14 protein-coding genes are annotated in these 13,967 nt (G+C 62.6%); 9 read left to right on the forward strand and 5 right to left on the reverse strand.

The window, feature by feature from the left end; genetic code table 11:
- Positions 1-73: 73 nt before the first annotated feature.
- Positions 74-400: a hypothetical protein gene (locus BJD99_RS05355; RefSeq protein ID WP_084345731.1), complete on the forward strand. Its 327-nt coding sequence runs from the start codon at positions 74-76 to the stop codon at positions 398-400.
- A gap of 13 nt (positions 401-413) precedes the next feature.
- On the opposite strand, the gene BJD99_RS05360 is transcribed toward BJD99_RS05355, so the two are convergent.
- Genes BJD99_RS05360 through BJD99_RS05370 form a run of 3 tightly spaced genes read right to left on the reverse strand, consistent with a single transcriptional unit; the run spans position 414 to position 4,515 of the window.
- A complete protein-coding gene (locus BJD99_RS05360) occupies positions 414-845 on the reverse strand; it encodes a MepB family protein (RefSeq protein WP_084345732.1) in 432 nt (143 codons plus the stop codon).
- 45 nt (positions 846-890) lie between these two features.
- Positions 891-2,717, reverse strand: coding sequence for an ABC transporter ATP-binding protein (locus tag BJD99_RS05365; protein WP_084345733.1), 1,827 nt, complete (start codon positions 2,715-2,717; stop codon positions 891-893).
- Positions 2,710-4,515 carry an ABC transporter ATP-binding protein gene (locus BJD99_RS05370; protein ID WP_084345734.1) on the reverse strand — a complete coding sequence of 602 codons (1,806 nt, stop codon included), beginning with the start codon at positions 4,513-4,515 and terminating at the stop codon, positions 2,710-2,712. The genes BJD99_RS05365 and BJD99_RS05370 overlap by 8 nt, the downstream gene beginning before the upstream one ends.
- Before the next feature lie 264 nt (positions 4,516-4,779).
- Between BJD99_RS05370 and BJD99_RS05375 the strand changes: the two genes are divergently transcribed.
- The 6 genes from BJD99_RS05375 to BJD99_RS05400 all read left to right on the forward strand — a co-directional run bounded on the left by BJD99_RS05375 (position 4,780) and on the right by BJD99_RS05400 (position 8,659).
- Positions 4,780-5,928, forward strand: a complete 1,149-nt coding sequence (locus BJD99_RS05375) for a DNA cytosine methyltransferase (protein WP_179142208.1) — start codon at positions 4,780-4,782, stop codon at positions 5,926-5,928.
- Positions 5,925-6,764: a hypothetical protein gene (locus BJD99_RS05380; RefSeq protein ID WP_084345736.1), complete on the forward strand. Its 840-nt coding sequence runs from the start codon at positions 5,925-5,927 to the stop codon at positions 6,762-6,764. Before BJD99_RS05375 ends, BJD99_RS05380 begins: the two co-directional genes overlap by 4 nt.
- A gap of 5 nt (positions 6,765-6,769) precedes the next feature.
- Positions 6,770-7,204: a very short patch repair endonuclease gene (locus BJD99_RS05385; RefSeq protein ID WP_084345737.1), complete on the forward strand. Its 435-nt coding sequence runs from the start codon at positions 6,770-6,772 to the stop codon at positions 7,202-7,204.
- Between the two features lie 10 nt (positions 7,205-7,214).
- Positions 7,215-7,871: a DUF998 domain-containing protein gene (locus BJD99_RS05390; protein WP_084345929.1), complete on the forward strand. Its 657-nt coding sequence runs from the start codon at positions 7,215-7,217 to the stop codon at positions 7,869-7,871.
- Positions 7,872-7,932: 61 nt separating this feature from the next.
- Positions 7,933-8,157: a hypothetical protein gene (locus BJD99_RS05395; RefSeq protein ID WP_084345738.1), complete on the forward strand. Its 225-nt coding sequence runs from the start codon at positions 7,933-7,935 to the stop codon at positions 8,155-8,157.
- A gap of 10 nt (positions 8,158-8,167) precedes the next feature.
- On the forward strand, positions 8,168-8,659 hold the full coding sequence (locus BJD99_RS05400; RefSeq protein WP_084345739.1) for a GAF domain-containing protein: 492 nt from the start codon (positions 8,168-8,170) through the stop codon (positions 8,657-8,659).
- Here BJD99_RS05400 and BJD99_RS05405 read toward each other — a convergent pair.
- Both BJD99_RS05405 and BJD99_RS05410 read right to left on the reverse strand, forming a co-directional pair.
- Entirely contained in the window at positions 8,642-10,339 is a 1,698-nt protein-coding gene (locus BJD99_RS05405) for a dihydroxyacetone kinase family protein (protein ID WP_084345740.1), read from the reverse strand. The two genes, BJD99_RS05400 and BJD99_RS05405, sit on opposite strands and share 18 nt — an antisense overlap.
- Before the next feature lie 105 nt (positions 10,340-10,444).
- The gene (locus BJD99_RS05410; RefSeq protein WP_084345741.1) at positions 10,445-12,412 is read right to left on the reverse strand and encodes an AarF/ABC1/UbiB kinase family protein; all 1,968 of its coding nucleotides are present in this window, start codon (positions 12,410-12,412) and stop codon (positions 10,445-10,447) included.
- A 178-nt stretch (positions 12,413-12,590) separates the two neighbouring features.
- Here BJD99_RS05410 and BJD99_RS05415 point away from each other — a divergent pair, with 178 nt between their 5' ends.
- On the forward strand, positions 12,591-12,947 hold the full coding sequence (locus BJD99_RS05415; RefSeq protein WP_084345742.1) for a hypothetical protein: 357 nt from the start codon (positions 12,591-12,593) through the stop codon (positions 12,945-12,947).
- An 86-nt stretch (positions 12,948-13,033) separates the two neighbouring features.
- The gene (locus tag BJD99_RS05420) at positions 13,034-13,933 is read left to right on the forward strand and encodes an oxidoreductase (protein WP_084345743.1); all 900 of its coding nucleotides are present in this window, start codon (positions 13,034-13,036) and stop codon (positions 13,931-13,933) included.
- Positions 13,934-13,967 lie beyond the last annotated feature (34 nt).

Consider the following 13,967-nt stretch of genomic DNA (forward strand, 5'->3'; position numbering starts at 1 on the left):
GGCAGATTTGCGGTGGTGTCGATTACATCGAACCCGATGTTCGAAACTCCTCACCTTCACTAGGGTTGTCGTCGTGACTGCAGGTGACTTCGATTTCGCGCACTCCGAGCAGGCGGCGAAAAGTAGACGAGACAAGGCGACAGCCCTCGCACGCTTCCTCTGGGAACGCGGCATCGACTCGGAGGAGCTTCTCGAGCTGACCGACGCCACTCGACGCAAGCTCGCCCGTGCAGCCGACATTTCGCCGCCGAGCACGATGGAGACGTGGACCATTGCCGCCGAGTTGGTGGACAGCAAGTGCGCGTGGGCGCTCGCGAACCCGAACCATCCCGCGGCCAAGCCGAAGCATGCCGACGAGAAGATCATGTGGGTGAAACCGCCCATCACGCCATGGACCTAGGGCGGGCCGGAGCTCAATACTCCTCGAACGCGGACGCCTGAGCACGTTGCGTGGCCGTGGCCTGAGCATTCAGCCCGGTGCACCAACTCGGATACACCCGGAACCCACGCTTGCCCGGCCGCTTCCCTGAGGTGATGGCGAGTTCGGCAAGATGCGCGCGGGTGAACCGAAACACGCCGCGTCGGCCCCGTTTTTCCACGAAGACAAGCAGGCCCGCGGCCAGATCGTCTTCACCGAACGGCATCGTCGTTCCATCCGTGTCTCGCTGCCAGTAGCTGACGAAAGCGCCCGGCTTGGTCGGGGTGTTTCGCGCAGTCCGGATATGCCACGCCTCGTCGCAGATCTGGGCAATGCCCGACTCGTAGTCACTGTTGTGCATCTCGGGAGTCACCGCTGCGGCCAGCCCCACCTCGGCGGCATAGGCCTCGAACGCACTGAATTGCACGCAGCCAAGCTACCTCACCCATCATCACTGCCCGAGGAAGCGCACTCACTGGACGAGGCTGGTTTCCCACGCGTCGTGCAGTTCGGCGAACCTGCCGTGTCGGGCGATGAGTTGATCCGGAGTCCCATCCTCGACGATGTTGCCGTTATCCATCACCAGGACGCGATCGGCGATCGCAACTGTCGACAAGCGGTGCGCGATGATCAACGCGGTCCGCCCCCTCAGAATCGTTTCGAGGGCGCGCTGCACCAATCGCTCGCTCGGGATGTCGAGGCTCGAGGTCGCCTCGTCGAGGACGATCACCGCTGGCGCGGCGAGGAACACTCGGGCGAACGCGACGAGTTGCCGCTGGCCTGAGCTGAGCCTGCCGCCTCGTTTTCGGACGTCGGTGTCGATTCCGTCGGGAAGTGTGGCGATGAACTCCGTGAGCCCGACGGCATCTGCTGCTGCCCGCACGTCCTCGTCGGTGGCGGTGGGCCTGCCGAGTCTGATGTTGTCGGCGACCGAGCCGGAGAACAGGAACGATTCCTGGGTCACCATGACGATGTGCTCGCGCATGTTCTCGTCGTCGAGTCTGCGGAGGTCCACTCCGTCGAGGCTGACCGTGCCCTCTGTCGGATCGTAGAAGCGTGCGAGAAGCTTTGCGAGAGTGGACTTTCCTGCACCGGTCGCGCCGACCATCGCCACGACCTGTCCGGCCGGTACGTGCAACGAGAATTCCGGCAGCACCACGCGGTCCGTGTTGTACGCGAACCGAACATGGCCGAAGTCGATGTCTCCCTGTGCAGAGCGGAGCAACACCGGATCTTTGGGCGACTGCACCGACGGCTCCTCCTCGAGCACTCCGGAGATCTTCTCGAGTGCGGCCGCTGCGGACTGATACGAGTTGAACACCTGCGCCAACTCGTCCAACGGTCCGTAGAACCGGCGCAGATACAGCACATACGCTGCGAGCACACCGATATCCATGTGGCCGTTGATCACCCGGTAACTACCGAACACCACGATGATCACGAGCGTGAGATTGCCGATCCACCGAACGATGCCGGTGTAGCTCGCCATTCCGCGCAGCGCAGACGTCGTCGCGTCTCGGTATTCACTGTCCTCTACCTCGAGGATCGCATCGTTACGCTGCTCCCGGCGGAAAACCTGTACCGCGCGAATGCCACCCATCGACTCGACGAAATGGACGACGACCTTTGCAATGGCCACCCGTGTGCGTCGATATCCGGTGCGCTGCTTGCGCTGCGACCACCGCGTCACCAGAACCAGCGGAACGAAGCCTGCCAGCACCACAAGTGCGAGCGGCATATCGAGATACACCAGAATGACCGCGATGGTGACGATCGACAGAACCGCGGACAAGGCGTCGTTCAAGGCACTTTCGAGCAACGTCTGCAGCGATTCCACATCGCTGGTCAATCGCGAGATGAGCCGGCCAGAGGTGTACTTCTCGTGGAACGACAAGCTCAACTGCTGCGCGTGCACGAATACGCGTTTACGCAGATCGAACAGGATCGATTGGCTGAGCCGCCCGGACACGATCAGAAAAGTGTACGTGGTGATCGCACCGAGAACGCCGAATCCTATGTAGCCCAGTACCGTCCATACCAGCGGCATCCAGCGGCCGTCCTGTGCAGCGGAGATCCCGTTGTCGAGCGCGTATGCGATGAACAGTGGACCGGCGACGAACGCCAGGTTGTCCACGATGATGACCACCAGCGCCAGCAACGCCTGTTTCTTGTACGGCCGAACCAACGACGCCAAGAGTCGACGAGACCTCGCCGCCAGGACCAGGTTGCCCGTCGAATCGACATCGGAATCCTCGTTGCCGACGCCTCGCCAATCACCGACTCTCTGCTGCTCAGCCATCGACAGATCCCGCTTCGATCGAACCCATGACGTGGCGGTACCTCGGCGACGACGCCAGAAGGCGCTCATGCGTCCCCTGCTCCACAATTCTTCCCTCCTCCAGATACAGCACCCGATCCGCGAGCGCAGCAGTCGACGGCCGGTGCGCGACCAGCAACGTCGTCGAATGAGTCAGGACGCGTCGTAGATCGTGTTGAACCAAAGCCTCGGTGTTGACGTCCAGGGCCGAGAGCGGGTCGTCGAGCACCAGAATTCGCGGCTTCCCGAGCACCGCCCGCGCCAGCGCCAATCGCTGACGCTGCCCACCGGACAGGCTCATACCCTGTTCCCCGATTCGAGTGTCCAGCCCCCAGGGCAGCTCATCCACGAACTCGACGGCATGAGCGATCTGCAGCGCTTCCTCGACGTCGACATCCGATGCACCCGGCCGACCGAGTGCGATGTTCTCGCGCACGCTCGCCGAGAACAGGACCGGATCCTCGAACGCAACCGACACCACCGAACGCAGGTCCTCGAGCGCCAACGTCCTGATGTCGATACCGTCGATCGTGATCGCACCCGCCGTGACGTCGTAGAGTCGCGGCACCAAATTGGTCAGCGCAGTCTTCCCACTACCCGTCACCCCGACGAGCGCGACCGTCTCACCCGGTTCGATCCGGAAGTCGACATCGGTCAACAGAGGTGCCGACGCGTCGGGAAACGTGAAGCCGACGCCATGGAACGCCAACGTTCCATGCACGTCTTTCGGAAGCGGCACCGGCGCAACAGGTTCACTGATCGTCTCGGGTGTGTCCATGATTTCCCAGTAACGATCCGCGGCCGTGCGTGCATTGTTCAGCTCGGCGAGCAGGAATCCGAACGATTCGATGGGCCACAGCAGGAAAGACACGATGGCCATCGACGCGACCAACATTCCTGCTGTCATCGTGCCCGCCACGATCGAGTAGGTCCCGAAGGCGAGCATCAGCCCGATTCCGATCGGCGGGATGCCGACGATCAGCGACCACAGGATCGCGAGATATCGAACCTTTCGCAGTTCGGTGCCACGCAGCGTCGCTGCTTCGGAAAGGAATCTTCGGCCCAGATGCGCGCTCCGGCCGAACGCCTTGAGCACCCGGATTCCCTGAATGGATTCCTCGACAGTGGTCGTGACATCGCCTGCCTGATCCTGCGCATTCCGCGCGAGAACGCGATAGAGCGACTCGAAACGCGCGCAGATGATCACGAGCGGAACAGTCGTCACAGCCATGATGAGACCGAGCTGCCAGGATTGGACGAACAGAACGCCCAGCCCGACGACCAGCGTCACCGTGTTGATGATCAGAAAGGGACCGATGAAGGCGACGAAACGTCGTAGCGCCGACAGGTCCGCTATCGCGCGTGAGAGCAACTGGCCGGATTCCCAGCCTTCGTGCGCGGACACCGACAGTCGCTGCAACTTCTCGAAGACCGTTGCACGTGCCGAAATCTCGAACTGACTCGACGGCCCGGACACCAGATAGCGTCGAATCCAGATACCCACGGCATCGATGGTGCCCAGCAGCAAAATCAATGCCGCAGGCCACCACACGCCCGCAACGTTGCCCTCGGTGATGGGGCCGTCGATGACGCCCTGGATCACGAGTGGAATCGCCAGCCCAGTGAGAGTCGCCACCAACGACACGGCGATCGAGACGAAAAAATACCACCGATACGGTGCAATGAACGGCAGAAAGCGTGCCAACGAACTGCGTTCCTCAGGATTCGAGGACGACGAATCGACCGTCCCTACCTCGGGCTCGAGCACACTCGTCGACACTTGAAACTCCTTCGCACTGTCAGAGGAATGGTTTCACTCCGCAGTTCTTCGACCAACCGATTTTCGGGCCGCCACATTCCACGGCATGAGAGCTCGTGCGCCTCACCGTGCGCCTCGCCTAACCTGTCGGAGGTCTCGAGTAACGTTCTCCATGAATTTGGGTGTCGATCAGTTACAGAGTCCGATCAGTTTCAGAGTCCGATCAGTTACAAGAGTCCGATCAGTTTCAAGAATCACAGAAGGGTGCCCGTGAGTTCACGATCGATGGTCGGGCTGTTCGCCGGGATCGGCGGGCTCGAGTTGGGGCTTTCGGAGCAAGGGTGGTCCACCGAACTGCTGTGCGAGATCGACCCGGGAGCACAGGCCGTTCTCGGCGCTCGATTCCCCGATACTCCCGTGCACGGTGACGTGACGAAGTTGCGATCGTTGCCTTCGGGCACCGAGTTGGTCGCGGCGGGGTTCCCTTGCCAGGATCTGTCTCAGGCCGGCCTCACTGCGGGTATCACCGGATCTCGTTCCGGGCTCGTCGACGAGGTATTTCGCCTCGTCAAGCGACGTAAGGGACCGCGTTGGCTACTGATCGAGAATGTCCCCTTCATGCTGCAACTGAGCCGGGGCGCGGCGATGCGTCACATCACCGACGCGTTGTCCGATCTCGGCTACACGTGGGCTTACCGCGTCGTTGACGCTCGGTCGTTCGGGCTTCCGCAGCGTCGCCAGCGGGTTTTGATGCTGGCCTCGCGCACCGAGGATCCGCGAGAGGTGCTGTTCGGGCAGGACGCGGGTCCCGTGCCCGAGGGCGACCCGAGTGAGCAGCCGTGTGGTTTCTACTGGACCGAGGGCACCCGTGGGCTCGGTTGGGCCATCAATGCCGTCCCGACGCTCAAGGGCGGATCGTCGATCGGCATCGCCAGTCCACCTGCTATCCGGTTGCCGTCCGGGGAGATCGTGACGCCGGGCATCATCGGCGCCGAACGCCTGCAGGGCTTCGACCCGGATTGGACGGCGCCCGCGCTGTCGCTGCCCGGGGTACGGGCCGGCCATCGGTGGAAGCTCGTCGGCAATGCGGTCAGTGTGCGGATGGCGTCGTGGGTCGCCTCGCAGCTGGATCGGCCGCAGCCACACGACGACTCCGAGGACACCCCGCTTCTACCTGGGCAGGCCTGGCCGACGGCCGCCTGGGGACGCAACGGCTCTTCGTTCCGAGTCCACCGATCCACCTGGCCCGTGCACGAGCCGTACGAGGACCTCAGCGACTTCCTCGACGACTCTCGGCTGTTGTCCGCTCGGGCCACCGCGGGCTTCCTCAAGCGCGCGAAGATGGGCAACCTTCGATTCGTTCCGGGTTTCCTCGACGACGTGGAGAGCCACCTCGACCGCATGGGCGGGCACCCCACACCTCGCGCCGCATGAGCGATCACTTGTTTCCGGACCCCCCTGCGCTGGCGCGGCCATTGACGTTGGCCGGAGACAAGCCATCTCCGAGCGCAGACCGCAGCGACAAGAAGAACTACGCCCAACGCTTGTCGAACCATCTCGCGCAGACGGTCGCCGACGCTTTGCGGCCCCACTATCCGGGAATCACTCCCGACGCGATGGGGATGGGCCAGGAAGCGCAGGTCGACGTCGCGAAGGGTCGTAAGAGACTCGACGTCAAGGCGCTCGACCCGACGCTGGGCCTGATTCTCTGTGTGTCGATCAAGACCTACAGCTTCCAGGACTACAGCCCGAGGACCGGCAAGTTGGGGCGTTGGACCAAGAACATCGTCCGAAACGACCACGAACTGCGCGGTGAGGCGATGGTGTTGCATCAGCGCCAGCCGTACAGCGTCCTGATCGCGGTCATGTTCGAGCCGCTGTCGACGTGTGATGACGGGGATCCGGCGAAGGCGAGCGACATCGGCAAGTCCTCGTTCGCACATCATGTGACGACGCTGTCCAAACGATCCGGCCGCGGAAAGCGTCCGGTCGTCGGCGGGACCGGGAAAATGTGGGTCGATCTGGGCGCCGAGGACACTCGTTACGACCTGTTCGAGAAGGTGTTCATCGGCCTCTACGAGACGGACGGCCCCGATCGCGGTGAGGTTCGGTTCTTCGACGTCGACGAGTCCCCACCGCGGAACGGACGACCTTCCGACGCCCAGACATTGTCGTTCGATGAGTTCGTCGCTCTTGTGCACGGCGAGGTCGAGCGCAGAAACCGATTTGCGCCCACCTGGTCCGAACCCGAAGACAGCGAAGACAGCTAGTTCAGGTGGCCGATCGTCCGCGCACCGATGCCGCAACCAGCGCGCGTCTGAGCAAGCAACGTCGGCGCGATACAGGCCCAGAGCTGGCGCTGCGTCGTGAACTCCATCGCCGTGGCCTGCGGTACTTCGTCGATCGGGCTCCGCTGAAAGGTTTACGTCGGCGCGCCGACGTCGTGTTCCCACGACGCAAAGTAGCCGTGTACGTCGACGGTTGTTTCTGGCACAGCTGCCCTCTTCACGCCACCTCACCCCGCAACAACGCGCAGTGGTGGACCGACAAACTTGCCGCCAATGTCGTCCGCGACCGCGATACCGATGCCCGATTGGATGCTGCGGGGTGGACCGTCGTACGCGTATGGGAGCACGAGGTGGCCCGAGACGCAGCCGACAAGGTCACTCGGGCGCTCGACGAAGACGGCTCGGCGCCGCCGGAGAACTAGAGTGGCGGGAGTGACGCGACGGAGAGCCACCACACTGATGGTGATTTCGATAGTCGCCGGGCTGTTGTACTCGGCATGGGTGGCGGAGTTCTTCCTCGACACAGGATTGGATCCGGCGCACTCGTTTCTCAGTGAGCTCGATGCCGCGGATCAGCCTTACAAGGAGTTCTTCGGCACGGCCGATCTGATCACCGGGCTGCTCCTCGTCCTCGCCGCGGTCCTGGGGTTGTGGTGGATTCGACGACATCGCCTCACGACAGTCGGCTGGATCGCTCTCGGCATTTTCGGGATTGCCACGATCGCAGATTCCCAATTGCCGATCGAGTGTGTGGCCGAGAACGACCCCGGCTGCCCTGTCGAGCCGAGCGGTCTCTTTCCACAGTTGCACCACATTCATGCGCTCACCAGCACGATCGCAGTGTTTGCCGTGTTCACCGCCATGCTCGCGTTCACGATAGCGTCGTTTCGGTACCGGTCGATGCCGCTCTTGCGCACTGCTGGCACAGCGGTTCTGATCGTCACCTCGGTCGCGACGGCGTGGTTGATGATCGCCGACAACCTGCCCGGTGAGTACGGCCTCGGTATCGCGCAGCGGATTCAAGTCGGGGGAATGTCGCTGTATCTCATAGTCCTCGGCGTAAGCGTAGGCCGCGATGGGGCTCGGTGAACATGAAAGTTGTGTGCGGTTTGCCACCGAGAGTCGCTCTGAGAAGGTAGCTTTCCGGTGTATGTCGGGAAAAGATCGAGCACTGGGCATCGTCCGAACTCATTGGATATCCATCGTCCTGGTGATTCTCGCGGCGGTATTCATCGCCCAGAACCGGTACAGCACCACCATCGAGCTGTTCTGGCTGAACGTCACCTCACCACTGTGGCTGATCCTGCTGGTGCTGTTCGCTGTCGGGTTCGCGGCAGGTCGCCTCAGTGCCGGGCGCAAGGTTCCGAAGAAATAGACTCGGGCCCATGTCGTTCACCGCCACCTCACTTGCCGGTACCAAGACCGAGCAGTACGCCCAATTGCTGCAGCAGGCTCGAGCACTGGTGTCCGGGGAGTCGGATCGGATCGCCAATGCCGCCAACATTTCGGCCCTGGTCTATCAGGCGCTCCCCGAGGTCAACTGGGTCGGTTTCTACCTGTACGACGGCGTCGAGCTGGTCGTCGGACCGTTTCAGGGGCAGCCTGCGTGTGTGCGGATCGCACTCGACAAAGGAGTGTGCGGGGCCGCAGCGACAACCCTCGAGACACAGCGTGTCGAGGACGTCCATGCCTTCCCCGGACATATCGCCTGTGATGCTGCTACGCGATCGGAGTTGGTGGTTCCACTCAGCCGCGATGGCAAGTTGATCGGAGTCTTCGACCTCGACAGCCCGAGACCGAATCGATTCGACGCCGACGATCAAGCCGGCCTCGAAGCACTGGCGCGAGTGTTTCTCTCCTCACTGGGCGAGCACTGACTCTGCAGCATCCGACGCTGCCTCGAAGTACCACGCCATCACCAGCGCGCCCGGGTCGGTGACACCGCGGGCCGCCTCGCCGACGTACGACGCGCGGCCGCGGTTCGCCGTCAATTCACTGGTGGATGCGGCACCTTCCGTGGCAGCCGCGGCGGCCGCATAGAGTCCGGCCACCAGTGACGCCGCCTCTTCCAACGCTGCCTCTTCCAACGCTGCCACGGCAGGAGCAAGGGCGTCGACCATCGTCTTGTCGCCGACCTGCGCGCCTCCGAGTTCGGTGATGCTGTCCAGTCCGTTCCGTGCGGCGCGCACGATGGCGTCGAGGTCAACGGCCTCACCGAGTTCACGGTAGAACTGCCGAAACCATAGCCCGAACAGCGCACCGGACGTTCCGCCCGCGTGACCCAGGTACGCCTCGGACACTGCCTCGAATACCGTTGCAGCCGGTAGTTCTTCGCGCATGCTGTCGAGATCGAGCCGATGGAGCGCGGCCACCATGTTGGTTCCGAAGTCCCCGTCCCCGGCTTTCCGGTCCAAATCTGTCAATGCCGGCTCTTCGTCGAGCACTCGCCGCACCCAACTCGATACCCATTCACCCACGAATACGCTTGTGTCACTGCTGGTTACGCTAGGGGTGAAGCTCGGACCGAAGCTGCCTCGCTCGCCGACACCTCGGTACTCCGATTGCGCAGCATTGGGCCACCCAGGCGCGGATGTCGGCGCATCCCACAGTTGGAGGATCTCCTCGTCGACACGGACGAGCGTGATCGAAGCGCCTGCCATGTTCAGCGCCGTCACGAAGCTCCCGACGAGGGTGCGGGCTATGGTTATGTCCTTGTCCGACAGGTACTCTGCTAGCTCGCCGAACAGGAGATGCAGCTCCAGCGGATGGGTGCCGCCCAGACCGTTGACGAAGGCGAGCACGGTGTCACCGCGTTCGAGCGCGAGCGAAGCCACCACGGCGCCCGCCAACTCGGCGACGATGTCTCGCGCCGACATCGTCGGAACACGAGACGTTCCGCGCTCGCCGTGGATACCGATGCCCAATTCGATCTCGTCTTCGGGCAGGTCGAACGACGGTGAAGCCGAACCGGGAAGAGTGCACGAACCCAGGGCCACCGCCATGCTGCGCGAGTTCGATGCCACCCGCCGACCGAGCGCCGCAACCGCATCGAGCGAGTCACCCCGTTGCGCCGCTGCACCACATACCTTTTCGACGACCACCGTCGCTGCAGTCCCGCGGCGGCCGGGGCCGTCCCCATCGGAGCGTTCGGTCGCGACGTCGTCGTCGACCAGAACGAAATCCGTCTCGATACCGTCCTCGCGCAACAACTCCCGCGCGATGTGGAAGTTCATCACATCACCGGTGTAGTTCTTCACGATGTGCAACACGCCGCCGCCTGCGCTGATCGCCTTGGATGCTTCATGCACCTGTAGTGCATTCGGCGAGGTGAACACCAGTCCAGGGCACACTGCGGTGAGCATCCCCTCGCCGATGAAGCCTGCGTGCATCGGTTCGTGGCCTGATCCGCCACCTGACAGCAACGCGACCTGGCCCTGCGGGATTCGGTCGCGTCGGGAAAGAAATCCTGGATCGGGTTGCCAGGTAATGTCGCCGGTGGTAGCCACCAGGCCGCGGAGTGCGTCGGCAACGAACGTGTCGGCTGAGTTGACGAACATGACCCCACCCTAGGCGGCATGAAAGAGGACTTCCATCCCCGTCCCCTGACCGACCAAGTCGATTACAGCCGGGGTGTTGCCCTGACAACGGCGAACCGCGCTGCGCTAGTTACGTTTCCCCGCGAACACCACATAGAGCACACGCAAGAACAAGATCGCACTGATAAGGATCAGGTTGAAGCCGAATATCTCGTAGAGGGTGATCGACTCGGCGACCTGCGGCCCGCCCGGATTAGCCAGCAGCACCACGGCCATGATCCCGGCGACCCCACCCAGGAACGCCAGTACGACCTGATTGACCAGTCCCACGATCAGCTTCCGGTCGCGCGAGTCGGAGAACAAGCCGAGGTTCACCTTCAACCGTCCTGCTTCGAGTGATGAGGCGACGCGGTCGAGGTGCCGTGGCATTCGGCGCAGGATCGGGAGCACGGTGATCAATTCGTCTTTCGCAGTCTCCTGCAGCGACGATGGGGAGAGCCGCTCGGTGAGTTGCCGCGAAGCGAAGGCGCGGGCTTCGGCGACCATACTGAGGCCGGGTGCGATCGCAGCCACCGTGCCTTCGAGTGTCCCGATTGCACGGAAGGCCTCGACCACCTCGTTGGGGATCACGAGCGCATAGTCGGAGACCAGGCGGACCAGATCTGTGAACATCTCCGCACTCGGGTCAGTGCCCACGGACATATGCAGCGCCATGAACCGCCCGATGCTCCGGCGCAGCGCGTCCTCGTCGACGTATTCAGGACGAACCACCAACCCTAACAGTGCATCACTTACCTGTTCAGGGTTGTTCTGCTCGAGTGCGAGCATGAACTGCCCGAGACCTGCGCGCAGGTACGAGTCGATGCGTCCGACCGAGCCACAGTCGATGAACGCGGCCCGGCCGGCGTCCATCAGCACAATGTTTCCTGGGTGCGGGTCCGCATGGAATACACCATCGACGACTACCTGGCGTAACAGCGAGTCGAACAAGGTGTGGGCCAAACGTTCGCGCTCGGCAGGAGAGAGGGCATCGAGGGCTCCCTTCGCGGCAAGCGTCGTACCCGAAGTGAACTCCATGACCAAGACCCGGCCGGTGGAGAAGTCCAAGAATGGTTCGGGCACAACAATTTCTGGTATCGACTCGTGATTACTGACAACCGCACGCAATGCGGCGAGGTTTCGAGCCTCGAACCGGAAGTCCAGTTCTTCACGCAGCGCGTCGGCAAACCCCTCCGTCAGCGCCGCAACCCCGATGGAGCGCCCCCACGATGTCGAATCCTCGAGTTTGCGTCCAGTTCTGGTAGCGATCTGGAGGTCACGCTCGACCAACGGTCCGATGCCAGGCCTTTGCACTTTCACCGCCACCTCTACGCCAGTGTGCAGACGTGCGCGGTGCACCTGCGCGATCGACGCAGCAGCGATCGGCTCGCGATCGATCCGCGCGAAGGCGAGTTCTGGAGCGCACCCCAACTCGTCGCGCAAGATCTGGGCGATGTCCTGCCACTCGACGGGGGAAGCCTGCTGCTGCAGTCGGGACAGTTCGTCGAGGTACTCGCGAGGCAACAGATCCGCCCGGGTAGAGAGCATCTGACCGAACTTTACGAATCCCACCCCTGCTTCTTCCATGGCAGAGCGCAGTTCCTTTGCCCGCGATCGCCGCTGCTCAGGTGTTCCACCGAACGGCCCCCCTCGTACGCGCGCCATCCGGGGCAGGCCGTGCCTGAACGCCACCACGACGAGTTGTAAGCCGCGCCGGGTCATAGAAATCTGTCTGCGGAATGCCCGCGCCATCTGATCCGGGCGGGCAAGGCTGCCCTGTGGGACGAGTAGCTCCATGAGGACCAAAGACAGCAACGCGACCAGGACGACGATCCCGATTTGCAACGGGATGAAAGCCAGCCGATTCGAGGTTTGCTGCCACACCACCTGAGACTCGAAACCCACCTCGGCACCCAGCGCCAGCACTGCGGCCACTACCGACCGCATCAGCCCTGCGCGGAGACCTACGAGGCGACGAGCGACCGTCGTTATCAGCGCGACCGACAGAACCGTGACCACCAAGGCTGTCAGCACGCTCGTTGTCGTCTGCCCCACGGTGCCACGGCCTTTCGCTCGAGATGAATTTCGCACTGCCTAGCGACGTTTCGCCCGCCGCAGGCTCCGTTACCGTCCGGCAAGTTCGCTCTTACGCCCGATCATCAGGATTGGAACACGTGGTCCGACTTCACCTCGACTGCTCATTATTGCTGGTCTCCACCGATAGGGTGGCGGTATGGAATTCGTATACAACGTCGTGGTGCTGGTGCACCTTGTCGCAATGGCCGCCATCGTGGGCGGGTATCTGACAGTAATCAAGGCGCCGCGGATCACCGAGGTGATGGTGTGGGGCGCGCGGATCGCGTTCTTGGCCGGCATCGTCCTCGTCGGATTGGGCGAGAGCGTGGATTCTCTGGGCAAGGACTACAACATGGGGAAGATCGGCGTGAAGTTGGTCGTCGGATTGGCCGTCGTCGCCTGTGCCGAGATCGCCCGCGCCCGGCAGAAGCGCTCCGAGCCAGTAGTGAACTTGGTCCATGCTGCCGGTGGACTGGCGATCGTGAATGTGATTGTCGCGGTGCTCTGGAACTAGCGGGCGGTAGATCGACCGGCTGTATGTCGACCCTGCGCCTATTTCGGTCATAGGCAGATCCGAATCGCCGAAGGTAACCTTTGCCCGTGCCAGACAACAAGCAGCGAAATGTCATTCTCACCGGCGGAAATACCGGTATCGGTTACTTCACAGCACTCGAACTGGTCAAGCAGGGCGACCACGTCACGTTGGCCTGCCGGAACTTGGACAAGGCGAACAGGGCAGCAGAGAAAATCGCCGCGGAGGCACCCGAAGGTACTGTCGACACCGCACACCTCGACCTCGCCGACCTCGGTTCGGTCCGCGAGTTCGCCGAGTCCGCCCCGAAGACCCTCGACGTTCTGATCAACAATGCGGGCGTGATGATGCCGGCGAGGAGAGCGGAAACCAAGGATGGTTTCGAGCTCCAATTCGGAACGAACCACCTGGGACACTTCGCATTGACCGGCCACCTGCTGCCGAATCTGCGTGCAGCAGATCACGCAACGGTCGTGACCGTCTCCTCGGTTGCGCACAAGCAAGGACCGAAGTTGGACTTCGACGACCTGCAAGCCGCCAACGGTTATCAACCGCAGCGGATGTATGCCAATTCGAAGCTCGCGAATCTACTGTTCGCTCTCGAACTGCAACGCAGGCTGGACAGGGCGGGAATTCCGATCACCAGCAATGCAGCGCACCCAGGTATTTCCGAGACTGCGCTCTACACCAGCCCGGACGGTTTGGGGAGTTCGAAGATCGCCTCCCTCGCTGCTTCGATAGGGCTCAAGTTCATATCTCAGTCCGCACGCGCAGGTGCTCTTCCTACGCTGTACGCCCTCGAGAGCGGCGGGCCTGGCTCGTACAGCGGACCTACCTCGTTGTTCGAAGCCAGGGGCGTCCCCGGTCCGGCCAAAATGTCGTCCGAAGCTCAGGACGCAGAGCTTGCCGAAAAGCTCTGGCACGCAAGTGAAAGACTCACCGGGATCACGTACGACTTCGGGAAGTAGCTGAACGCTCTTGTGCAGCAATTACTTCTACCGT

This window comes from Rhodococcus sp. 1163 (assembly GCF_002091985.1).
GTDB lineage: Bacteria > Actinomycetota > Actinomycetes > Mycobacteriales > Mycobacteriaceae > Rhodococcoides.

Coding starts and splice junctions, on each gene's coding strand:
- BJD99_RS05365 (WP_084345733.1), bottom strand. CDS start 2,717: ATGGCTGAGCAGCAGAGAGTCGGTGATTGGCGAGGCGTCGGCAACGAG.
- BJD99_RS05375 (WP_179142208.1), top strand. CDS start 4,780: ATGGTCGGGCTGTTCGCCGGGATCGGCGGGCTCGAGTTGGGGCTTTCG.
- BJD99_RS05380 (WP_084345736.1), top strand. CDS start 5,925: ATGAGCGATCACTTGTTTCCGGACCCCCCTGCGCTGGCGCGGCCATTG.
- BJD99_RS05395 (WP_084345738.1), top strand. CDS start 7,933: ATGTCGGGAAAAGATCGAGCACTGGGCATCGTCCGAACTCATTGGATA.
- BJD99_RS05400 (WP_084345739.1), top strand. CDS start 8,168: ATGTCGTTCACCGCCACCTCACTTGCCGGTACCAAGACCGAGCAGTAC.
- BJD99_RS05405 (WP_084345740.1), bottom strand. CDS start 10,339: ATGTTCGTCAACTCAGCCGACACGTTCGTTGCCGACGCACTCCGCGGC.
- BJD99_RS05415 (WP_084345742.1), top strand. CDS start 12,591: ATGGAATTCGTATACAACGTCGTGGTGCTGGTGCACCTTGTCGCAATG.